General features: G+C 67.2%; 22 protein-coding genes and 1 riboswitch. Of the genes, 19 read left to right on the top strand and 3 right to left on the bottom strand.

Annotated features, from left to right (window positions below):
* Positions 1-113 precede the first annotated feature (113 nt).
* On the top strand, positions 114-806 hold the full coding sequence (locus OKW26_RS29465; protein ID WP_184068756.1) for a DUF4136 domain-containing protein: 693 nt from the start codon (positions 114-116) through the stop codon (positions 804-806).
* A 1-nt stretch (position 807) separates the two neighbouring features.
* On the opposite strand, the gene OKW26_RS29460 is transcribed toward OKW26_RS29465, so the two are convergent.
* Positions 808-1,380 (bottom strand): TMEM165/GDT1 family protein, encoded by a 573-nt coding sequence (locus tag OKW26_RS29460; protein WP_429355981.1) that lies wholly within the window; start codon positions 1,378-1,380, stop codon positions 808-810.
* 10 nt (positions 1,381-1,390) lie between these two features.
* Positions 1,391-1,604: riboswitch (yybP-ykoY riboswitch) on the bottom strand.
* 495 nt (positions 1,605-2,099) lie between these two features.
* On the opposite strand from OKW26_RS29460, the gene OKW26_RS29455 reads away from it, so the two are divergent.
* The 18 genes from OKW26_RS29455 (at position 2,100) to OKW26_RS29370 (ending at position 19,416) form a co-directional block, all read left to right on the top strand.
* Entirely contained in the window at positions 2,100-2,825 is a 726-nt protein-coding gene (locus OKW26_RS29455) for a beta-ketoacyl synthase chain length factor (RefSeq protein ID WP_429355980.1), read from the top strand.
* The gene (locus OKW26_RS29450; protein WP_184068744.1) at positions 2,809-3,603 is read left to right on the top strand and encodes a 1-acyl-sn-glycerol-3-phosphate acyltransferase; all 795 of its coding nucleotides are present in this window, start codon (positions 2,809-2,811) and stop codon (positions 3,601-3,603) included. The genes OKW26_RS29455 and OKW26_RS29450 overlap by 17 nt, the downstream gene beginning before the upstream one ends.
* The gene (locus tag OKW26_RS29445) at positions 3,578-3,877 is read left to right on the top strand and encodes a phosphopantetheine-binding protein (protein WP_090801395.1); all 300 of its coding nucleotides are present in this window, start codon (positions 3,578-3,580) and stop codon (positions 3,875-3,877) included. Before OKW26_RS29450 ends, OKW26_RS29445 begins: the two co-directional genes overlap by 26 nt.
* A 2-nt stretch (positions 3,878-3,879) precedes the next feature.
* The gene (locus tag OKW26_RS29440) at positions 3,880-4,131 is read left to right on the top strand and encodes an acyl carrier protein (protein WP_013090186.1); all 252 of its coding nucleotides are present in this window, start codon (positions 3,880-3,882) and stop codon (positions 4,129-4,131) included.
* Entirely contained in the window at positions 4,131-4,799 is a 669-nt protein-coding gene (locus OKW26_RS29435) for a hypothetical protein (protein ID WP_429355979.1), read from the top strand. Before OKW26_RS29440 ends, OKW26_RS29435 begins: the two co-directional genes overlap by 1 nt.
* Positions 4,799-6,508 carry an AMP-binding protein gene (locus OKW26_RS29430; RefSeq protein ID WP_429357140.1) on the top strand — a complete coding sequence of 570 codons (1,710 nt, stop codon included), beginning with the start codon at positions 4,799-4,801 and terminating at the stop codon, positions 6,506-6,508. The genes OKW26_RS29435 and OKW26_RS29430 overlap by 1 nt, the downstream gene beginning before the upstream one ends.
* Entirely contained in the window at positions 6,508-8,232 is a 1,725-nt protein-coding gene (locus OKW26_RS29425) for a glycosyltransferase family 2 protein (protein WP_429355978.1), read from the top strand. Before OKW26_RS29430 ends, OKW26_RS29425 begins: the two co-directional genes overlap by 1 nt.
* Before the next feature lie 90 nt (positions 8,233-8,322).
* The gene (locus tag OKW26_RS29420) at positions 8,323-8,763 is read left to right on the top strand and encodes an acyl-CoA thioesterase (protein WP_184068732.1); all 441 of its coding nucleotides are present in this window, start codon (positions 8,323-8,325) and stop codon (positions 8,761-8,763) included.
* The gene (locus OKW26_RS29415; protein WP_429355977.1) at positions 8,751-9,470 is read left to right on the top strand and encodes a LolA family protein; all 720 of its coding nucleotides are present in this window, start codon (positions 8,751-8,753) and stop codon (positions 9,468-9,470) included. Before OKW26_RS29420 ends, OKW26_RS29415 begins: the two co-directional genes overlap by 13 nt.
* Positions 9,470-11,929, top strand: a complete 2,460-nt coding sequence (locus OKW26_RS29410; protein WP_429355976.1) for an MMPL family transporter — start codon at positions 9,470-9,472, stop codon at positions 11,927-11,929. Before OKW26_RS29415 ends, OKW26_RS29410 begins: the two co-directional genes overlap by 1 nt.
* Entirely contained in the window at positions 11,926-13,110 is a 1,185-nt protein-coding gene (locus OKW26_RS29405) for a beta-ketoacyl-[acyl-carrier-protein] synthase family protein (RefSeq protein ID WP_429355975.1), read from the top strand. The genes OKW26_RS29410 and OKW26_RS29405 overlap by 4 nt, the downstream gene beginning before the upstream one ends.
* 5 nt (positions 13,111-13,115) lie before the next feature.
* The gene (locus tag OKW26_RS29400; protein ID WP_429355974.1) at positions 13,116-13,604 is read left to right on the top strand and encodes a hotdog family protein; all 489 of its coding nucleotides are present in this window, start codon (positions 13,116-13,118) and stop codon (positions 13,602-13,604) included.
* Positions 13,601-14,326, top strand: a complete 726-nt coding sequence (locus tag OKW26_RS29395; RefSeq protein WP_090801376.1) for a 3-ketoacyl-ACP reductase FabG2 — start codon at positions 13,601-13,603, stop codon at positions 14,324-14,326. The genes OKW26_RS29400 and OKW26_RS29395 overlap by 4 nt, the downstream gene beginning before the upstream one ends.
* Complete coding sequence (locus tag OKW26_RS29390; RefSeq protein WP_187613236.1) at positions 14,326-15,552, top strand: beta-ketoacyl-ACP synthase; 1,227 nt, start codon at positions 14,326-14,328, stop codon at positions 15,550-15,552. The genes OKW26_RS29395 and OKW26_RS29390 overlap by 1 nt, the downstream gene beginning before the upstream one ends.
* Complete coding sequence (locus OKW26_RS29385) at positions 15,549-16,829, top strand: beta-ketoacyl-[acyl-carrier-protein] synthase family protein (RefSeq protein WP_429355973.1); 1,281 nt, start codon at positions 15,549-15,551, stop codon at positions 16,827-16,829. Before OKW26_RS29390 ends, OKW26_RS29385 begins: the two co-directional genes overlap by 4 nt.
* Complete coding sequence (locus tag OKW26_RS29380) at positions 16,826-18,070, top strand: NAD(P)/FAD-dependent oxidoreductase (protein WP_429355972.1); 1,245 nt, start codon at positions 16,826-16,828, stop codon at positions 18,068-18,070. The genes OKW26_RS29385 and OKW26_RS29380 overlap by 4 nt, the downstream gene beginning before the upstream one ends.
* Positions 18,071-18,217: 147 nt before the next feature.
* Positions 18,218-19,030 (top strand): hypothetical protein, encoded by an 813-nt coding sequence (locus tag OKW26_RS29375; protein WP_429355971.1) that lies wholly within the window; start codon positions 18,218-18,220, stop codon positions 19,028-19,030.
* A gap of 11 nt (positions 19,031-19,041) precedes the next feature.
* Positions 19,042-19,416 (top strand): hypothetical protein, encoded by a 375-nt coding sequence (locus OKW26_RS29370; protein ID WP_184061309.1) that lies wholly within the window; start codon positions 19,042-19,044, stop codon positions 19,414-19,416.
* A 78-nt stretch (positions 19,417-19,494) separates the two neighbouring features.
* Here the strand turns inward: OKW26_RS29370 and guaD are convergent, their stop codons facing one another.
* Entirely contained in the window at positions 19,495-20,862 is a 1,368-nt protein-coding gene (gene guaD / locus OKW26_RS29365) for a guanine deaminase (RefSeq protein ID WP_429355970.1), read from the bottom strand.
* 165 nt (positions 20,863-21,027) lie between these two features.
* The gene (locus OKW26_RS29360) at positions 21,028-22,077 is read right to left on the bottom strand and encodes an adenosine deaminase (RefSeq protein WP_429355969.1); all 1,050 of its coding nucleotides are present in this window, start codon (positions 22,075-22,077) and stop codon (positions 21,028-21,030) included.
* Positions 22,078-22,122: the final 45 nt, after the last annotated feature.

Below are 22,122 nucleotides of genomic sequence, written 5' to 3'. Positions count from 1 at the left end.
GGAGCGCCGGCATCGTCCGCCGGGCAGCGGATCGCGCGACGGAATAATCTCGACAGAAGCAGAGTTTCAACTGAAGCAGAATGGATGCAATCAGAGGCATCACGAGGCAGACCATGAACATCGATCGATGGACCCGCCGCGTCGCGCTGCTGTTCGTCGCGCTGGCGGCGCTGCTGTCCGGCTGTACGACCTACGTGACCACGCAGGTCACGGCGTTCTCGGACTGGAGCGGAAGCGACGCGACGCGCACCTATGCGTTCACGCGGCACGAGGATCAGAAGAACAATCTCGAACTGAGCGCGTACGAGCGGATCGTCGCGAACGAGCTCGCCTTGCACGCGTTCCGCGAAGTCTCGCACGACGACGCGCGCTATCTGGTCGAGCTCGCCTATGGCATCCGCTCGGACATCGTGACCGTCGCGCAGCCGGTCTACTACAACCCGTGGCCCGGTCCTTACTGGGGCCGGCCGTTCGATACGTGGGGACCGTGGGGGCCTTTCCCGGCGACGTACGTGAACCAGAGCTATCCGGTGTTCACGCATCTGCTCGGCATCCGGATCACCGAGCGCGCGAGCGGCCGGGAGGTCTACAACGTCACGGCGCGCAGTGTCGGCGAGGAGTCGTCGCTGGTGCGGGCAATGCCATATCTGGCGCGTAGCGCGCTGGCTGATTTCCCGCTGGCCAACGGCGCGGTGCACACCGTGAAGATTCCGCTCGGCGGTGGCGGCGCGGACGCCAACGAAGTGTCGCTGCCGGCGGCCATGCCCCCCGCGGGCGCGGCGTCGGCGCCGAAGGCCGCGCAGTAGCTCAGACCCCGACCCCGAACAACGCCATCGCGCCCAGCACGACGAACATCACCGCGGCGATGCCGTGCACGAGCCTGGTCGGCAGGCGATGCGCGAAGCGGTCGCCGAGCAGGATCGCCGGCACGTTCGCGATCATCATGCCGAGCGTCGTGCCGGCCACCACGCCGAAGAAATCGTGAAAGCGCGCGGCGAGGGCGACCGTCGCAATCTGCGTCTTGTCGCCCATCTCCGCGAGGAAGAACGTGACGACCGTCGCGCCGAACACCCCGAAGTGCGTGCGGTTCGTGTTGGCTTCCTCTTCGTCGAGCTTGTCGGGCACGAGAATCCACAGCCCCATGCCGATAAACGACGCCGCCAGCGCCCAGCGCATGATGGTCGGCGTCAGCATCGAGCCGAGCCACGCGCCGAGCGCGCCGGCTCCCGCGTGATTGATCAGCGTCGCCGTGAGCACGCCGACAATGATCGGCACGGGCTTGCGATAGCGCGCGGCCAGCACGAGCGATAGCAGTTGCGTCTTGTCGCCGATCTCGGCGAGCGCGACCGCTCCGGTCGAAATCAGAAAAGCTTGATTCACGTTGAACGGATTCCTCGGGCCGAAGATGAACGAGCGACGACCCACGACACGCCGGGCCCTGTTGCGGCGCGTGTGGATCATCGGTCTCGCCAGGCCAGAGGCTGCGACTGCCATGGCCGTGCAGGCCAAGTCTGTTGACAGGCGCCCCCGCGAACCACACGTGCGACGCACCGGCGAAGCGGTGCGGACGTGCCGCGGGGCGGCTACTCCCCAATGAGGGCCGGAGTATAGCAGGCGCGGGCGCATCGTTGCCACGAATGTTGTTTGCACGCACGACGCGGCGTCGGTGTTTTCGCTCTGCGGCTTATTCGAAGAAAGACGAATGAAAGGTTTTTCGTCGGTTCCGGCGGCGTTGTCGCGCCAGCGCCGACGCACGAGATCGCCTTCCGGTGCGTCGGCGCGGCCGGTCTTGTCAAATCGTCTAACAATGTGTTGCGTGACAGGCGCGGATACAGATGGATACGTCTTTCCTCGCCGATCTGATTCAAAATACCCGGTACTATTCGGCCACAAAAGGAGCCCGAGCCGCTATCCACTACACCGATTGTCAGGGGCGCCTGACAAATCGGGCCCGATCGCCGGTGCTGCATTCCCTGACTGGCAGACTGGTCGGTCCCGGGTTGGAGCTTCCCCGATCCGCGCGGCGGCGCTCGCCGTGACGGCTGTGTATTCCGTCAGGCGCTTGAGCCCCTTCCCCGTTTCCACGCGCGAACACCAATATGCCCGATCTGCACTGGATCATTCCGGTCGGTCGCTGGTCTAGCTGGCCGGCTACCTCGTCTGCCGCACCCGATATCGGCTTCATCGAGCCGATCGTGCGGCGGCGTCTCAGCACGCTGTCCAAGCTGGCGCTCAAGGTCGCGCACGACTGCGTCGCGCAGGAACCCGCGCGCGTGGTGTTCGCTTCGCGGCACGGGGAGTTGCGGCGTACCACCGACATCCTGCGCAGCATCAGCGCCGGCGAGCCGGTGTCGCCGACCGCCTTCAGCCTGTCGGTGTTGAACGCGATGACCGGCGTGTTCGGGATTGCGCGCGGCGACCGCTCGGCCGCGAGCGCGGTATCGGCTGGAGCGCAGACGCTCGGCTATGCGCTGCTCGAAGCGTACGCGCAATACGCGACGCAACCGGATGCGCCGGTGCTGCTCGTATATGCCGACGAACCGGCCGATCTCGCGTACGGCACGATCGAAGACGAAGTGCACGGCGGTGCGATCGCGATGTTGCTCGACAAACATGCGTCGGCTGGGCAGGTTGTTTGCTCTTTGACCCGCGCTGACGAGGAGGTGGCCGAGCAACGCGGCGACCCCCGACCCGCGTTGAGCGACGCCCCGAGCTTTCCGACCCAGAGCCAGGCGCTGCTGCACTGCCTCGAAACCGGCCAGCCCGCGCGCTGGCAGCGCGCCGGCGCGCTGTGGCACTGGAGGTGGGATGAGCGCGCGGCTTGATTACGCATGGCGTTTTTGCGCGACTGGCCTCGCTTTCGTCGGGTTCGGCGTGTGCGGCGTGCTGTTTTCGGTACTCGTGTTTCCGCTCGCGTGGCTGTGGCCGCATCGCGCGTCGCGGCAGCGCGCGGTGACCGTCGTGATTCACCGGTTTTTCCGCGCGCTCGTCGCGGTGCTGCGCGGTCTCGGCGTGATGGAACTCGAAGTGTCCGGCGCCGAGGCGTTGCGCGCGGGCGGGCCGGCGATCGTCGTCGCGAATCACCCGACTTACCTCGACGTGATGGTTCTGCTGTCGTTGACGCCGCGCGCGTGCTGCGTCGTGAAGCACGCGCACTGGCACAACCCGTGTTTCTGGGGCATCGTGCGCGCGGCCGAATACGTGAGCAACGCGGACGCGATCGCGCTCGTCGAGGCCGGCGCGAAGCAGCTCGCGGCCGGCTATACGATGATCATTTTTCCGGAAGGCACGCGCAGCCCGGCGCCGAACCGGCTACACGCATTCTCGCGCGGATTCGCGCACATGGCGCTGAAGGCCGGCGCGCCGATCGTGCCGGTATTGATGGATTGCGATCCGCCCGCGTTCACGCGGCAGATGCGCTGGTACGACGTGCCGGCGCGCGCTTTCCGGATGCGCGTGAACGTGCTCGCGCCGCTTGGCGTCGCCGAGCTGGCCGCGCACGACACCACCGCGGCCATCGCGGCGCGCAGCGTGACGAATGCCGTAGAAGCCCACATTACCCAGCACCTGTTCGACTATGGATTCTTTAAAACTGGAAATTAAAAAGCTTCTGATCGAAGCCCTCGATCTCGAAGACCTGAGCCCCGCCGATATCGACGACGACGCCCCGTTGTTCGGTTCCGACGGCATCGGTCTCGATTCGATCGACGCGCTCGAAATCGGCATCGTGCTGCGCAAACAATACCAATTGACCATCGTGGCGAACGACGAACGCACGCGCGAGCACTTTCGCTCGATCAACACGCTTGCCGCGTTGGTCGAGAGTCAGCGCGAAGCGGCGCACGCTGCGAACGAAACCGCAAGGAAGGGAGTTTAATCGTGACCGAGACTGAGATTCTTGAGCGCATCCGCGCGATCTTTCAGGAAAACTTCGCGATCGAGCCGCAGCGTGTGACGCCCGACGCTCACCTGTTCGAAGACCTCGATCTCGACAGCATCGACGCGGTCGATCTCGCGATCAAGCTGCAGGAGATGACCGGCCGCCGCATCAAGCCGGAGAACTTCAAATCCGTGCGCACGGTCGGCGACGTGATCGGCGCGGTCGAATCGCTGCTCGCGGCGCAAGGCTGATGCCGGTCGCGCACCCGCGCACGCAGATGTCGCAGCCACGTCCCGCCGCAAGCGAATCCGGCGCGCGGCCTCACTGGAGCAGGACCGTCCTGCAGGTGCTGCTGAAACTCGCTTACCCGGCGCTGATCTTGTGCGCATGGCGCTGGGACGCGCCGCGTCTCGTCGGCGGCATGCTGCTGGTGACTTTATGGCTGCAGCGCTGGGCCGGTGGCGGTCCGGTTGCGATGTCGCTGCGGCGGCTTTCCACGCTCGACTGGAGCGTGGTGGCGATGCTGAGCTGCGCATCGGCGACGATCGTCGTCACCGATAGCGAGCTGCTGCTGCGCTTCTATCCGTCGCTCGTCAATCTCGGTTTGCTGATCGCGTTCGGCGCGACGCTCGTGCGCGGGCCGTCGATGATCGAAAAATTTGCGCGCCTCGGCAGTCCCGATCTGCCGCCGGGTGCGGTGCGCTATACGCGGCGCGTGACCCAGGTCTGGTGCGTTTTCTTCGTGCTGAACGGCGCGTTTTCCGTCTACACAGCGCTCTATTGGAGCCGCGCGGCCTGGTCGCTGTACAACGGCGCGATCGCCTATGGACTGATCGGCGCGCTGCTGGCGGGCGAATACGTATGGCGACGTCTGTTCGTGCTGCCGCGCGCCGCGCGAGCGGATTCGGAGGCCGCCTGATGCTCGCGTTGCACGATCTGTTGTCGGCCGATGCCGCGCTTGCGACGTCCGCCGCACCGGTGTGCCGCGATGGCGCCGTGCTGCTCGATCGCGCGGCGTTTCGCGCGCGCGTCGAGGGCTTGATCGAGCTCGTGCGAACGCCCGACGCGCGGCGCTGCGCGCTCTGCATCGACGATCCGTTCGAGTTCGCCTGCGCATTGTTCGCGCTGTTCGCGTGCGGCAAGGAGCCAGTGATTCCGGCCAATGCAACGCCGGGCTATCTCGCCGATCTCGCGCACGCCTACGACTTCCTGCTGACGGATGCGGATCTGCCGCCGTTCGTCGCAGCGACGCATCGCACGGCTCACACCGCCCACCCGATCGACGCCCATGCGCCGATGACGCTCTACACATCCGGCAGCAGCGGCACGCCGAAGCCGATCCGCAAGACGCTCGCGCAATTCAACGCCGAAGTCCACACGCTCGAACGGCAATGGGGCGCATTGCTCGGCGACGTGACGATGCTCGCGAGCGTGCCGCATCACCACATCTACGGTTTGCTGTTTCGCGTGTTGTGGCCGCTCGCGGCCGGCCGCGCCTTCGATCGCGCGATCGGCGTCGAGCCGCTGCAACTGCAGGCGCGCATCGCGCAATGCGGCGCGACGGCGGTGGTGTCGACGCCCGCGCAGCTGTCGCGTTGGCCCGCGTTGCCGGGCTTCGCCGCGCTTACGCCCGCGCCGCGCGCGTTCTTTTCGTCGGGTGGCCCGCTCGCGGCCGACGCCGCGCTGGCCTATGCGGCGAGCTACGGCGCGGCGCCGCTCGAAGTCTACGGCAGCACGGAAACCGGCGGGATCGCGTGGCGGCGTCAGGATCAGGGCGACGCGTGGCAGCCGGTCGCCGGCGCCGAGGTGCGCCGCGACGACGACGGCGCGCTGTGCGTGCGCTCGCCGCATCTCGACCACGACGGCTGGCATCGCACCGGCGATCGCATCGCGTTCGATGCCGACGGGCGCTTCCGCTTGCAAGGGCGCCTCGACCGCGTGCTGAAGCTCGGCGGCAAGCGCGTCTCGCTGCCGGAACTCGAGGCGCGTCTCGCGCTGCATCCGTATGTCGCGCAGGCGGCGCTGGTGCCGCTCATAGGCGCGTCGCGCGAACGCGTCGGCGCGGTGGTCGCGCTGACCGAAGCGGGCGGCGTTGCGTTGTGCGACGAAGGCCGCGTCGCGCTGGCGAAAACGCTGCGCCGGCATCTGGCCGATTACTTCGATGCGGTCGTGCTGCCGCGTCATTGGCGTTTTCGCGTGAGCCTGCCATTCGACGCGCGCGGCAAGCTGCCCGCGAGCGCGGTTGCGGCCGCGTTCGCGCCGCTCGCCGAGGGCATGGAAGTGCTCGCCGAAACGCGCGTCGGCGACATGCGCGTCGGCGACACGCTGCACTACGTGCTGCGCGTGCCGCAGTCACTCCAGCATTTCGCCGGCCACTTTCCGGGTCTGCCGATTCTGCCGGGCGTCGTGCAGGTCGACTGGGCAGCGCGGCTGGCGGCGGGGCATTGGCCGCGCGTGCGAGAGGTGGCGTCGGTCGACCGCCTAAAGTTCATGGCGCCGGTGTCGCCCGGTGCGGTGCTCGAACTCACGCTCGCCTATGATGCCGCGCGCCGGCGCGTGCAGTTCGCGTACCGGCTCGACGGACGCGAATGCGCGTCGGGCTTGCTCGTGCATCGGGAGGACGCGTGATGACGTTCGCGCCCTGCATCGTCATTCCGATCTACAACCACAAGGACGCGATCGGAGCGAGCGTCGCGCATCTCGCGGTGCACGGCCTGCCGATCTTCGTCGTCGACGACGGCAGCGACGCGCCGACCCAGCGGGTACTCGCCGCGCTCGCCCTGCAATACGCGCAGCAGATGACGCTGCTGCGTCTGCCCGCAAACGGCGGCAAGGGCGCGGCAGTAATGGCGGGCCTGCGCGCGGCGCGCGCCGCGGGCTATACGCACGCGCTGCAGATCGACGCCGACGGCCAGCACGATGCGACCGACGTGCCGCGCTTCATCGATGCCGCGCGCGCCGAACCCGGCGCGGTGATTCTCGGCCGTCCGGTCTACGACGACAGCGTGCCGAAGGCACGTCTGTACGGCCGCTATCTGACCCACGTGTGGGTGTGGATCGAGACGCTGTCGCTGACGATTCGCGATTCGATGTGCGGCTTTCGTCTGTATCCGCTCGCGCTCGCGTGCGAGCTGATCGACAGCGTGCGACTGCCCACGCGCATGGACTTCGACATCGAGATCCTCGTGCGTCTCTACTGGCGCCGCGCCACGTTCCGCTCGGTCCCGACGCGCGTGACCTACGCGGCCGACGGCGTGTCGCATTTCGACGTGCTGTGGGACAACGTCCGAATCAGCCGCAGCCATACGCGGCTCGTGTTCGGGATGCTGTGGCGTCTGCCGATGCTGCTCGCGCACAAGCTGATGCCGCGCCGCGGCGCGCTGGCCGCCGCCGCCGATGAAGCCCGGCCCGAAGCCTGGTGGCGCATCGCCGAACGCGGCAGCCGCCTCGGCATGAGCCTGCTCGCGCTGAGCTGCAAGCTGTTCGGCCGCCGCTTCACCGCGCTGTGGCTGCATCCGGTCGTCGCGTATTTTCTGCTGACGGGCCGCGCGGCGCGCGCCGCGTCGGACAACTACTTCGCGCATCTGAGCGCGGTCGCGCCGTCGGCGGATACGCCGCGCCCGGGCTGGCTGTCCGCGTATCGCCATATGCTCGCGTTCGCGCAATCGGGCTTCGACAAGCTCGCCGCATGGACCGGCCGCGTCGACGACACCGACGTCACGTTCGACGATCCTGCGGCGTTCGAAGCACTGATCGCGAGCGGCAAGGGCGCGCTCGTGATCGGCGCGCACCTCGGCAACCTGGAGATGATGCGCGCGCTCGCCATCCGCGGCGAACACGCGAAGGTCACGGCGGTCGTCTACACCGGGCACGCGCGCCGCTTCAATGAGGTGCTGGCGGCGTCGAATCGCGACTTCGCGCGGCATCTGCTCGAAGTCGGCGACTTCGGTCCCGAGACGGCGGTGCTGATGCAGCAGCGCATCGATGCGGGCGAGCTGCTGGTGATCGTCGGCGATCGGGTGCCGGCGCGCGAGGCGGGACGCACCACCGACGCGCAATTTCTCGGCGCGAGCGCGCGGTTCGCGCAAGGACCCTACGTGCTCGCGCATGCGCTCGGCTGTCCGGTCTACCTGTTCTTCTGCCTGAAGGAACACGACGGTTACCGCATGTATTTCGAGCCGTTCGCCGAGCGCATCGAGCTGCCGCGCCGCGAACGCGCGCAGCATCTGGCAGCGTGGGCGCAACGCTACGCGCTACGCCTCGAACACTATTGCCGCAAGGCCCCTTACCAATGGTTCAATTTCTTCGATTTCTGGGCCAGCTCCGAGCGAGGCGCAAATGGCCGACCATGATCTGAACGATGTACGGCACGCACGCGCTGTTACGAGTGCCGCGGCGCATGTGGATGCCGGTGCCGCTGCCGATCGCCAAGGAGTCAACGCATGAGCGAGCCCGCGAAAACGCAGCACGTGCTCGCCGCGAGCGCGACCGTCGAAGTGCCGTTTCACGACGTCGACGCGATGAACGTGTGCTGGCATGGCAATTATCTGAAGTACTTCGAGTTGGGCCGCGCGGCCCTGTTGCGCGCGTTCGACTACGACTATCGCGAGATGCGATCGTCCGGCTATCTGTGGCCGATCGTCGAGGCGCATCTGAAGTACGTGCGGGCCGCCGTGTACGGACAGAAGATCGAGGTGCGCGCGCAACTGCTCGAATACGAAAACCGCCTGAAAATAGGCTATGAAATCGTCGATTGCGCATCGGGCGCGCGGCTCACGAAGGGCTATACGATCCAGGTCGCCGTCGATGCCGCCACCGAGGAATTGCAGTTCGTGTCGCCGCCGGTCGTATTCGAAAAGCTGGAGCGCGTATGGGGACGGTGAACCGATGCGCGCTGGGAGCGCTCGTGTCGCGGCTGGCGGGGGCGATCGTCGCAATAGGGGCGCTTGCCTTGGCAGCGGCGTCGGCCGATGCGGCCACCGCCAGCAATACGGCTCCAGCCGCCAACGCCGCCAACGCCGCCAGCAACGCCAACGCCGCGCTCGTCTCGCAGATCGCCGCGCATCTCGCGCAGCCCAAGGGCGTGCGCGCGCAATTCACGCAGACGCAGACGCTTGCCGCGATGAAGCAGCCGCTCGTCAGCAACGGCACCTTGCTGTTCTTCCGCGAGCGCGGCGTGATCTGGCGGATCGACACGCCGTACAAGGCCACCTACGTGATCACCGACGCTGGCGTCGCGCAGCTCGACGCCAGCGGCCGCCGCGTGAGCACGCAAAGCGCGCAGGGCAGCCGCGGCGTCGCGCAAGTGTCGAAGATGATGCGCGCGATGCTCGGCGGCGATCTGTCGGCGCTGTACTCGCAGTTCGACGTGAGCGCCGAAGGCAGCGCCGCGCAATGGCGCATGCGACTCACGCCGAATCAACCGCAGCTCGCGCAATCGATCAAGGGCCTCGACATGAGCGGCGGCGATTATCTGCAAAACCTGCGCATCACGCTCGCGAACGGCGACGAGACGAAGCTCGAGTTCGCGAACAGCACGGCCGTTGCCGAGCCGACGCCGGACGAGCGCAGCCTGTTCGGAGCGCCGTGATGGACATGCCGCAGCAGCGAACCGCGAAACATGCGTGGGGCGTGCGCGCCGCATGGCTCGTGCTCGCGCTGCTGGCGGCGCTGTATTGCGGCTGGCGCTTCGCCGGAGCGTCGCCGCTCGAAACCAATCTGCTCGCGCTGCTGCCCGCGACCGAAGCGGACCCGGTCGCCGAGAAAGCGGTCGACACGCTCGCGAGCGCGCTCGGCGATCGCACCGTGCTGCTCGTCACGAGCCGCGACGATGCGCACGCGAAAGCGGCCGCGAAGCAGCTGGGCGCGTCGCTGCGAAAGAGCGGCGCATTCGCCTCGGTGACGGCCGAACTGCCGCCGTTCGACCTGTCGCAGATCTCGGCGCTGTATCTGCCATACCGCTTCGGCCTGCTCGCGCCGGCCGATCGCACCGCGCTCGCGACCGCGAGCGCGACGACGCTGCACGACATGCTCGCGCAGCGCATCTACAGCCCGCTGCAAGGCGGCCTCAGTACGCAACTCGCCGACGATCCGTTCGGCTGGCTCGAACGCTGGCTCGGCAATCTGCCGCTCGCGACGTCGAATCTCGAAGTCGAGGACAACCTGCTGGTGTCGCATCGTCACGACGCGCATGGCGACATGACCAGCGTGCTGGTCATCGCGACCCTGCCGGGCTCCGCCTACGAAACGAAGACGCAGCGCGCGGTACACGCGGCGCTCGCCGATGCGGAAAGCGCGTTGCGTCAGACGTTCCCCGACGTATCGGTTGCACGCACGGGCGCCGTGTTCTACGCCGAGGCCGCGCGCAGCGCTTCCGAACGCGAGGTGCACGTGATCGGCATCGCGTCGCTCGCCGGCATCGCGCTGCTGATGATGTGGGTGTTCCGCTCGCCGCGTCTGTTGCTGCTCGGCTTCGTATCGACCGCGCTCGGCATCGTCTGCGCGCTCGCGGCGACGCTGCTGATCTTCGGCAAGCTGCATCTGTTGACGCTCGTGTTCGGCGCGAGCCTGATCGGCGAGGCCGTCGATTACTCGATCCAGTATTTCGTCGTCTATCTCGGCGCGGGCCGCGACTGGGATGCGCGGCTCGGCGCGCGGAGGGTACGGCCCGCGCTGGGCGTTGCGCTGGCGACGAGCCTGCTCGGCTACGCGATCCTGATGTGGGTGCCGTTCCCCGCGTTGAAGCAGATCGCGTGCTTCGCGATGGTGGGCATCACGACCGCGTTCGCGTCGGTGCTGTGGCTGCTGCCCGCGCTGCTCACGCGCGCGCCGAAGCACAGCCCTCGGCGCCTGTTCGCGGGCGCGGCGCGGCTGCTCGCGCGCTGGCAGCATGCGCTCGGCGGCAAGCGCGCTTGGCTGGTCGCCGCGCTGCTGCTGATCGCGTCGGTGCCCGGTTGGCTGCGTCTGAGCAGCGACGACGACATCCATCTGCTGATCCAGCGCGATGCGTCGCTGGCCGCGCAGGAAGACACGGTGCGCGAGGCGGTCGGCGTCGATAACAGCGCGCAGTTTTTCGTCGTGCGCGGCGCGACCCAGGAAGCGGTGCTGCAACGCGCCGAAGCGCTCGGTGCGAAGCTCGATGCGCTGAACGGCATTGCCGATAGCGTCGGCGGCTACCAGTCGGTCGCGCAGTTCGTGCCGTCCGCGCAACGTCAGCGCGAGGATCGCGCGCTGCTCGCGCAGCATGTGTTCGGCGACTTCGCCGCGTTGCGTGCGACGCTGCTGCAAGCGGGCTTCAAGGACGAAGTCGCCGATGCGTGGCTCGCCGGCTTCGCCAAGCCGCCCGCGCCGCTGACCGTCGAGCGCTGGCTCGCGGCGCCGTGGTCGCAGCCGTATCGGCAGCTGTGGCTCGGCGCGGTGGGATCGAACGACAAGAATCGGGCTCATCAACCTGGCTACGCGGCCGTCGTGATCCCGCAAGGCGTGACGCCGCGCAACGAGCCCGCGCTGATCGCGCTCGCGCGCGGCCTGCCCGGCGTCGTGTTCGTCGATAAGGCCGCGAGCGTGTCGAGGCTGTTCGGCGCGTATCGCGTGGATAGCGGCTGGTGGCTCGGCGGCGCGCTCGTGCTCGTGTGCGTGCTGCTGATGCTGCGCTATGGGGCGCGCGGGGGTATCGTCACGACCTTGCCCGTGCTGTTCGCGGTCGGCGTCGCGCTGGCGGTGTTCGGCTACGCGGGCGTGCCGCTCAATCTGTTCAACTGGCTCGCGCTGATGCTGGTGCTTGGCGTCGGCGCAAACTATGCGGTGTTCCTGCGCGAAGGCTGCGCGCGCGCAGAGGCGGATCTCGGCGCGGTGTGGACCGGTGTGCTGCTGTCGGCGGCGACCACGTTGTTGTCGTTCGGCATGCTCGGCGTGAGCGCGATGCCCGCGCTCAAAAGCTTCGGCACCACGCTCGCGCTCGGCATCGCGGTGGCGGTGCTGCTCGCGCCTCTCGGCATGCCATCGGCAGCGCGCTCGGGCAAGTCATCGGAACCACGGAGGGCGGTATGAAAGCGCCAACAGTTTATTTGCACGCGCTAGGCATGATCAACGCGCTCGGCGGCGACGTCGACGAGATCGTGCCGGCGCTCGCCGCCGCACGCTCGCCCGGCATGGGCAATGTGCATACCGGCATCGGCGACGCGTTCGTCGGCAGCGTGCTCGCGCCGCTCGATCTCGCGCCGCGCGCCGACCTCGCGCGCTACGACTGCCGCAACAACCGGCTGCTGCTCGCGGCGCTCGCGCAGATCGCGCCGGCGCTCGAAGCCGCGCGCGAGCGCTACGGCCCGCAGCGCATCGGCGTCGTGCTCGGCACCAGCACGTCGGGCATCGAGGCGGCCGAAACCGCGTTCGTCTATCACGCACGAGCCGGCGCGTTGCCGGCCAACTTCAACTATCGGCAAATGGAAATCGGCACCGCCGCGCCGTTCGCTGCCGCCGCGCTCGGCGTGCACGGGCCGGCGTTTACGATTTCGACCGCGTGTACGTCGAGCGCGAAGGCGTTCGCGTCGGCGCGTCGGCTGCTGCAATTGCAGCTATGCGATGCGGTTGTCGTCGGTGGTGTCGATTCGCTATGCGAATTGACGGTGCAGGGCTTTGCGTCGCTCGAATCGACCAGCAGCGCGCGCACCAATCCGATGAGCCGCAATCGCCGCGGCATCAACGTCGGCGAGGGCGCGGCCGTGTTCCTGATGAGCCGCGACGAAGCGGCGGTGCGGCTCGCGGGCCTCGGCGAATCGAGCGACGCGCATCATATTTCGGCGCCGGACCCGCAGGGCGTCGGTGGCGAACTCGCGCTTCGCGAAGCGCTCGCGGACGCGGGCATCGCGGCCTCGGCGGTCGGCTATGTGAATCTGCACGCGACCGCCACGCAGAAGAACGACGAAATGGAAGCGCATCTGATGGCGCGCGTGTTCCCCGGCGGCGTCGCCGCGAGCGGCACCAAGCCGTTGACCGGCCACCAGCTCGGCGCGGCCGGCGCGACCGAACTCGGCTTCGCGTGGCTCACGCTCGCGCGCGAAAACGCGCCGCTGCCGCCGCATCTATGGGACGGCGAGGCCGATCCCGCGCTGCCCGCGCTCGATCTCGTCGCGGGCGCGCGCCATCTGCCGCGCGGCACGGGCACGCAGTACGCAATGAGCAATTCGTTCGCGTTCGGCGGCAGCAATGTCAGCCTGATTCTCGCCAGGTAAAGCGCATGACGACTCCGCCACTTACTGTCGAGCAACTCGTGCGTCAGCCGATCGAAGCGATCATCCCGCATCGCGGCAGCATGCTGCTGCTCGATGCGATCGACACGTTCGCCGACACCACGCTGAGCGCCTTCGCCGACGTCGACCCGCACGCATGGTATGCCGACGCCGCCGGCGCGATGCCCGCGTGGATCGGCATCGAGCTGATGGCGCAGGCGATCGCCGCGCACATCGCGCTCGTCGCGATGCGCGGCGGCGGCCACGCGCGTCCCGGCGTGCTGCTCGGCTCGCGCAGCTATCAGGCGTTGCAGCCGGTGTTCCGAAGCGGCGCGCGTTTGCGCGTTCACGCGAGCGAGCTGCTGCGCAGCGACGCGGGCCACAGTGCCTACGAATGCACGATCGACGACGGCGACGCGCGCTGTGCCGAAGCGGTGATCAAGGTGTTTCAACCGCCCGATTTCCAGTCATTCATCGAAGGGAGTATCAGTTCATGAGCCGGCGAGTTCTCGTTACCGGCGCAAGCCGCGGCATCGGCCGCGCGATTGCGTACAAGTTGGCCGCCGACGGGTTCGCCGTGACCGTGCATTGCCGCACCGGACGCAGCGAAGCCGACGCGGTCGCGACGGGCATCGCCGCGCAGGGCGGCACGGCGCGCGTGCTGCAATTCGACGTGCGCGAGCGCGCCGTGTGCCGCGAGGCGCTCGAAGCCGACGTCGCCGCGCACGGTCCTTACTACGGCATCGTGTGCAGCGCGGGGGTCACGCGCGACGCGGCGTTTCCGGCGCTCACCGGAGAAGACTGGGACGTCGTGATCGAAACCGGCCTCGATGCCTTCTACAACGTCGTGCATCCGCTGACGATGCCGATGGTGCGCGCGCGCCAGGGCGGCCGTATCGTCACGATCGCGTCGGTGTCGGGCGTGATGGGCAATCGCGGCCAGGTCAATTACAGCGCCGCGAAAGCGGGACTGATCGGCGCGACCAAGGCGCTCGCGGTCGAACTCGCGTCGCGCAACATCACCGTCAATTGCGTCGCGCCGGGGTTGATCGAAACCGGCATGCTCGAACAGGTGACGCTCGATCACGCGCTGAAGACCGTGCCGATGAACCGCGTCGGCCAGCCGGCGGAGGTCGCGTCGGTGGTGAGCTTTCTGATGTCGGATGGCGCGTCGTATGTGACGCGCCAGGTGATCGGCGTGAACGGCGGGATGGTCTGATGAAGCGCGTCGTCATCACCGGCATGGGCGGCGTGACCGCGTTCGGCGATAGCTGGGACGCGGTTCAAGCGCGCCTGAAGCGCGGCGAGAACGCGGTGCGGCGCATGTCCGAGTGGGATTACTTCGAGTCGCTGCATACGCGGCTCGCGTGTCCGCTGCCCGGGTTCACGATCCCCGCGCATTACCCGCGCAAGAGAGTGCGTTCGATGGGCCCGGTGTCGCTGTACTCGGTGCGCGCGAGCGAACTCGCGCTCGCCGACGCGGGTCTCGCCGACGACACGAGCATCGCGGATGGCCGCATGGGCGTCGCGTACGGTTCGTCGTCGGGCTCGGTGCAGCCGATCCGCGCGTTCGGCACGATGCTCGAAACCGGTTTGATGAGCAACGTCACGTCGAACAGCTACGTGCAGATGATGCCGCACACGACGGCCGTCAACGTGAGCCTGTTCTGGGACCTCAAAGGCCGCATCATCCCGACCTCGTGCGCGTGCGCGTCGGGCAGCCAGGCGATCGGCTATGCGTACGAGGCGATCCAGTCCGGCAAACAGACGCTGATGCTCGCGGGCGGCGCGGAAGAGCTGTCGGGTCCCGCGGTCGCCGTGTTCGACACGCTGTACGCGACCAGCACGCGCAACGACGAGCCGCATCTGACGCCGCGTCCGTTCGATGCCGCGCGCGACGGCCTCGTGGTCGGCGAGGGCGCGGCGACGCTCGTCCTCGAAGAATACGAGCATGCGCTGGCGCGCGGCGCGCGGATTCACGCGGAAGTGGTCGGCTTCGGCTGCAATTCGGACGGCGCGCACATGACGCAACCCACCGCCGACACGATGGCGCTCGCGATGCAACTCGCGCTGCGCGACGCGCAATTGCCGCCCGAAGCGATTGCCTACGTGAACGCGCACGGTACGTCGACCGATCGCGGCGACATCGCCGAAAGCCATGCGACCGCGCAGACCTTCGGCGCGCGCATGCCGATCAGCTCGCTGAAAAGCTATGTGGGCCATACGCTAGGCGCGTGCGGCGCGATCGAGGCGTGGTGGACGATCGAGATGATGAAGCGCAACTGGTACGTGCCCACCCTGAATCTCGACCACCTCGATCCGGCTTGCGCGCCGCTGGATTACATCGTCGGCGGCGCGCGCGAGATCGACGCCGAGTACGTGATGAGCAACAACTTCGCGTTCGGCGGCATCAACACGTCGCTGATTTTCCGGCGCGTTCGATGAGCACAGGCCTGCAACGCGTGGTCGTGACCGGCATGGGCATCGTGTCGTGTCTCGGCAATACGCTCGATCAGGTCTGCGCGGCGTTGCGCGCGGGGCGCTCACGCGTCGAGCGTATCGATGCGTGGCGCGAGCGCGGGTTTGCATCGCAAGTCGCGGGCGTGGCGTCGGTCGCGCACGAGGCGCCGTTCGAGCGCAAGCTCGAACGCTTCATGGGCGACACCGCGCGCTTTGCGTGCCACGCGGCGCGACGCGCGATCGACGATGCAAGGCTCGACCTCGCTTCATTGCAGTCGCCGCGCGCGGGTGTCGTGATCGGCTCGGGCGTCGGCACGATGGCGAGCTACGACGCGGCGCTCGCGATCGCGCACACGCGCGGCGTCGACAAGGTGCCGCCGTTCACGGTGCCGCATACGATGAGCAGCACCGCGTCGGCGAACGTCGCGCAGATGTTCGGGCTCGAAGGCGTCAGCTATTCGCCGTCATCGGCATGCACGACGTCGGCGCTCGCGATCGGGCAGGCGATGCAGCTGATCCAGAACGGCCGCCAGCAGATCGTGCTCGCGGGCGGCAGCGAAGCGCTGCACGACAACACGACGCTGATGTTCGACGCGATGGGCGCGCTGTCGCGCCGCTTCAACGACACGCCCCACAGTGCATCGCGGCCGTACGACACGCAGCGCGACGGTTTCGTGATCGCGTCGGGCGGCGGCGTGCTCGTGCTCGAAGCGCTCGACCATGCGCTCGCGCGCGGCGCGCGCATCTACGCGGAGCTGAGCGGCTTCGGCGATTGCACCGATCGCGCGGGCATGGTCGCGCCGCGTGCGGCCGGCATCGCGCGCGCGATGCGCGGCGCGCTCGAGCAGGCGGGCCGCCGTCCCGACTACGTGAACACGCATGCGCCGTCCACACCGCTCGGCGATCTCGAAGAGCTGCACGCGTTGCGCGACGTGTTCGGTGCATCGGCGCAAGGGTTGCCCGCGTTTTCGTCGACCAAGGGCATGACCGGGCATTCGCTCGGCGCGTGCGGCGCGCACGAAGCGATCTATACGCTGTTGATGATGCGTGAGGGCTTCATCGCGGCGACCGCGCTGGTCGATACGCCGGAGCCGCAAGTGCGGGACCTGCCGCTCGTGCGCGTGACGCGCGACGCGCGCATCGACACGGCGATGTCGGTTTCTTTCGGGTTCGGCGGGAGTTGCGCGAGCCTGATGTTCGAAGCGTGGCGAGGCTCGCATACGGCGCGGCAACGCACGCAAACCGTTGGAGGAGTGATTTGAACAGCGATTCTTCAAAGCGGACCGTGGTCGACGTCGCGATCATCGGTGCGGGTCCCGCCGGCGCGGTGGCCGCCGCGCTGCTGCGTAAGGCGGGCCGCTCGGTGCTGGTGCTGGAGCGTCAGCACTTTCCGCGCTTCTCGATCGGCGAGAGCCTGTTGCCGCAAAGCATGGCGGACCTCGAAGAGGCCGGCATGCTGCAGGCCGTCGTCGAGGCGGGCTTCCAGTACAAGAACGGCGCGCACTTCGTATATCGCGACCAGAGCTCGTCGTTCGACTTTCGCGACAAGCATTCGCCGGGCTGGGGCACCACGTACCAGGTCGAGCGCGCGCTGTTCGACGACGTGCTGATTCGCTGCGCGGCCGCGCAGGGTGCCGACGTGCGGTTCGGCCACACGGTGAGTGCGGTGCGCACGGGCGCGGCACCGGTGCTCGACGTCGTCGATGAAAGTGCCTGCGCGCATCGGGTCGAAGCGCGTTTCGTGCTCGATGCGAGCGGCTTCGGGCGCGTGCTGCCGCGCCTGCTGAAGCTGGAGGCGCCGACGCGCATGCCGACCCGCGCCGCATTGTTCACGCACGTGCGCGACGGGCTCGCGCTCGACGCCATCGATCGCAACAAGATCTGCATCGCGACGCATCCCGAGCGTCGCGACGTGTGGTTCTGGATGATTCCGCTCGCGGGCGGCCGTTGTTCGGTGGGATGTGTCGCCGAGGCGAGTTTTCTCGAGGTGCCCGAAACGCAGCGCGAGGCGACGCTGCGCGCGCTGATCCAGCAGGAGCCGACGCTGAACCGGCTGATCGGGCAGGCGCCGTTCCTGATGCCGGTGCGGCAGATCGGCGGCTACGCGGCGAATGTCGCGAGTCTGCATGGGCCGGGCTATGCGCTGCTCGGCAATGCGGGCGAGTTTCTCGATCCGGTGTTTTCCTCGGGCGTGACGATCGCGCTGCGCTCCGCGCATCTGGCGGCGCGCGCGCTGAACCGGCAGCTCGACAGCGCGACGGTCGACTGGTCAGCCGATTACGACGTGCCGTTGCGCAAGGGCATCGATACGTTCCGGGCATTCGTCGAGCGCTGGTACACGGGCGAGCTGCAGGACATCATCTACTACCCGGAACCGGTGACGCCGATCCGCCGCATGATCTGCGCGGTGCTCGCCGGTTACGCGTGGGACGAGTCGAATCCGTATGTCGCGGATCCGGTGCGGCGCCTCAACGCGTTGCACGAGGTGTGCAAGGCGGGCTGAGGCGGGCCGGCGCTTTGGGCGTGTCCCAGGGGATCGAGGGCAGTTGAGGTTTTGGGCTGTCGCCCATATACGGACGACCCCGAGCACGGTATCTATCTGGATGCTGCCAATCCGGGCAGCAACTTCAAATAGATCGTCGACACGCCTATGTCCTTGTCCGTATTTGAAATGCACTCCGTGGAGCTGCGCTGTCAAAGGCCCCTTGGTGCCTGTTATGTCATCTGCGATGAGCGGCACTACAAGGCGTGCCTCGGAAGGGCCGCAGACCTTCAGAAGGCCAAGGCGGAGACCCAGGAATTTCTCAGTATTGTCAGATTGAATCAGCGAAAGTGGGAGGAGGACCTAACGCTGGTCAGGCGTCTCATTGATCGTCAGTTGCTGGCGTTTGATGGTGTGCGAAACTGGAACCCCAACACCGATGGCTGGTGGATCATTAATGCGCTTCTCGACGATCTGCGCAGAGGTGCTCGTCTTGCCATTAAAGGCCCTCGGGCTGACCTGTTTCCATCCCCCCACAGCACGCCGTTGAGCAATCTCGGGGCGAGGGCCGTCGGTCTCCCGAACGGGGAACCCATGCTGTCCGGCCGGGCTGATCCAGCCACCCGGCAAACCGGGCTGATCGCTCCACGCGCAGCCACGGCAGCCAGCAACAGCGACGGCGATCTGGCCCACGATGCGGGCGCCTCAACGCTGCTCGGCGATGCCCAGCCGTTTGCATACTACGCTAACGACTTGTCGGGGGATTCGACGGAACTGGCTGGAATCCCGTTTGAGGGTATGCCCAACGCGTGGGTTGAGAACGCGCCGGGGAAAAAGAAGCAATGGCGGATGTACGGTTCACAAGGCACCCCGACCGTTGATATTGACTTCGACAACCATCATGGCCAGCCAAATCCGCACGCCCACAACTGGGACGACCAGGGCCGCGATCACGGCTGGCCGGTCTCCATACCTCCATAGGACAAGCCACCATGACCATCACAGATGCACTGGAACAGTTCGGCGGTTTTCATGACTGGTACCTGGATGCGATTGCGACCAGCAAGGAAGGTGGCGCCAATACACCAAACGTACTAACACTTGGGTTGTACGATGAGAGCCGGCGCGCGACCGTTACCTTTCTTGGAGTGACGCGAGCAAGCATCATTGATGGTGGATTGTTGAACATCGTCAATTCGATTGAGGTGTTGAAACCCGGTGATGAGGCATACGCCGCGGCAATCGAGGTACTCAAGAAATCCGCGCATTTTGGAAAGCGCCGTGCCGACCATATCGCATACGTTTTCTCAACAGTTGGCGCTGAGATTGCCGTCGAATTTGAGACGCTCGAAATTGACACTGAATAGCCAATTTGTGAGCACTCGCGGACCAAGACGCGCACTAGCGTTTCGTCTGCAACTGGGGCGTCTCAACCGAAGCTGGTGTCAAGCCGCGATCTTCGCGCGTCCCGGCACGCGCTGGCGCGCGTCGTCGCGGCGATGCACGCACTTGCCGGCCGCATACGTTTCATACACGGCGCGATCGTCACCGAGCAGCGCGAACGCGAACAGCAGCTCCTCGAGCGATTCGCGCCGCGCGGTGCGGCGCGCGAGCAGCGGCGTCGCCTGCGGATCGAGCACGACGAAGTCCGCTTCCGAGCCGTCCCTCAGCGTGCCGATCTTGTCGCCGAGATCGAGCGCTTCGGCCGCGCCGGCGGTCGCGAGATAGAACATGCGCGTCGCCGTCAGATGATGGCCGCCGAGGCGCGCAACCTTGTGCGCTTCGTTCATCGTCTGCAGCATCGAGAACGACGTGCCGCCGCCGACGTCGGTCGCGAGCGCGATCGGCATGCCGGCCGAGTCGGCCTTGTCGAAGTCGAACAGGCCGCTGCCGAGGAACAGGTTCGACGTCGGACAGTGCGAGGCGAGCGCGCCGGTTTGCGCCATGCGCTTGCGGTCCTCGTCGTCGAGGTAGATGCAATGGCCGTACACTGCGCGACGGCGCAAGAGCCCATAGTGATCGTAGATGTCGAGATAGCTGCGGTGGCCGGGGAACAGCTCGGCGACCCATTTCACCTCGTCGGTGTTCTCGGCGACGTGGCTCTGAACGAACACGTCCGGATGCAGCCGCGCGAGCGCGCCGCATGCTTCGAGCTGCGCCTCGGTCGAGGTCGGCGCGAAGCGCGGCGTCAGCGCGTACATCTGGCGGCCGCGATCGTGCCAGCGGCCGATCAGCTCGGCGCTGTCGTCGTAGCCCGATTGCGCGGTGTCGCGCAGGAACGCGGGGCAGAGGCGGTCCATCAGCACCTTGCCCGCGACCATGCGCAGATTGCGCGCTTCGCTCTCGGCGAAGAGGGCGTCGGCGGATTCCTTGTGCACCGTGCAGTACACGAGCGCGGTCGTCGTGCCGCAGGCGAGCAGTTCGTCGAGGAAAAAGCTCGCCGTGTCGCGGGCGTGCGCGATGTCGGCGAAGCGGCGCTCGGTTGGGAACGTGTACGTGTCGAGCCACGGCAGCAGACCCGGCGCCGGCGACGCGATCATGTCGGTCTGCGGATAGTGGATGTGGGTATCGATGAAGCCCGGTACGATCAGCTTGTCGCGCCGCTCCACGACCTGCGTGCCGGGCGCGAGCCGCGACGCGAGCGCCGCATACGCGTCCGCCGCGACGACGCGGCCGTCTTCCACGATCAGGAGACCGTCCTCGTGAAACACCACGGCGTTCGGCGCGTGCGCCGGATCGCCGTTGAAGGTCAGCAGAGGGGCGCGGAATGCCGCTTGCGCCGCCGCTTGCGCGGTATGAGCCGATTCAGTCATGGAAAAGCTGTCTCCGAATGTTGAAAGCTGGGCGGCGCAGGCAGCGGCAGCGGCTTCCCGGTTCGGGTCGTTGCCGTTTGCCCGAACGAAGCGAAGCCGCCGGCCGCCGACGTCGGTCGAGGCCTGTCAGTTGAAATCCGTCGGCGCGCGGCTCAGTGCCGCCACTCAGTGCCGCCAATACGCGTCGAGCTCAGCGATCAGCATCGCGCGTTCCTCGGGCGTCACGAACGACGCCTCGAAGCCGTTGCGGATGATCGTGTAGACCTCGGCGTCGTCGAGCTTCAGCGCGTCGATCGTCGCCAGATAGTTCGCGTTCACGTAGCCGCCGAAATAGGCCGGATCGTCGGAATTGACGGTCACCGCGACGCCGCGATCGAGCAGGTCTTTCAGCGTGTGCCTGGTCAGGTCGTCGAACACGCACAGCTTCAGGTTCGACAGCGGGCACACGGTCAGCGCGACGCGCGTATCGGCGAGACGCGTAACGAGCGCGGGGTCCTCGATGCTGCGCACGCCGTGATCGACGCGGTCGACCTTCAGCACGTCGAGCGCCTCGTAGATGTAGGACGGCGGGCCTTCCTCGCCCGCATGCGCGACGAGCTTCAGACCGAGCGCGCGCGCCTTCGCGAACACGCGCTCGAACTTCGACGGCGGATGGCCGCGTTCCGACGAATCGAGCCCCACGCCGATCAGCCGATGCTCGTACTGCTCGAACAGCGGCAGCGCTTCGTCGAAGGTGGCGAGCGCATCGTCCTCGGACAGATGGCGCAGGAAACACAGGATCAGCTTGCTCGACATGCCGCGCTTCTCCGCGTCGGCGAGCGCGCGTTCGATGCCGGCCACGACGGTCGCGATCCGCACGCCGCGCTCGGTATGGGTCTGCGGGTCGAAGAAGATTTCGCTATGCACGACGTTGTCGGCGAGACAGCGCTCGACGTAGGCCATCGTCATGTCGTAGAAGTCCTGCTCGTGCAGCAGCACGCTCGCGCCCGCGTAGTAGATGTCGAGGAACGATTGCAGGTCGGTGAACGCATAGGCGGCGCGCAAGGCTTCCACCGAGTCGTAGGCGAGCTTCACGCCGTTGCGTTGCGCGAGCGCGAAAATCAGCTCGGGTTCGAGCGAGCCTTCGATGTGGATATGCAGCTCGGCCTTCGGTGCGCGCGCGGTTTTGTCGGCGAGCGTAACGGAGGAAACAGGGGTAGCGGTTGTCGGGTTCATCGTGGTTTGGAATTGTGTGTTGGGTAACGAGTGGCGCCGGCCGCG

Source organism: Paraburkholderia sp. 32, from assembly GCF_050435345.1.
GTDB classification, from domain to species: Bacteria; Pseudomonadota; Gammaproteobacteria; order Burkholderiales; family Burkholderiaceae; genus Paraburkholderia; species Paraburkholderia tuberum.
This window is presented reverse-complemented; position numbering and strand designations above follow the sequence as displayed.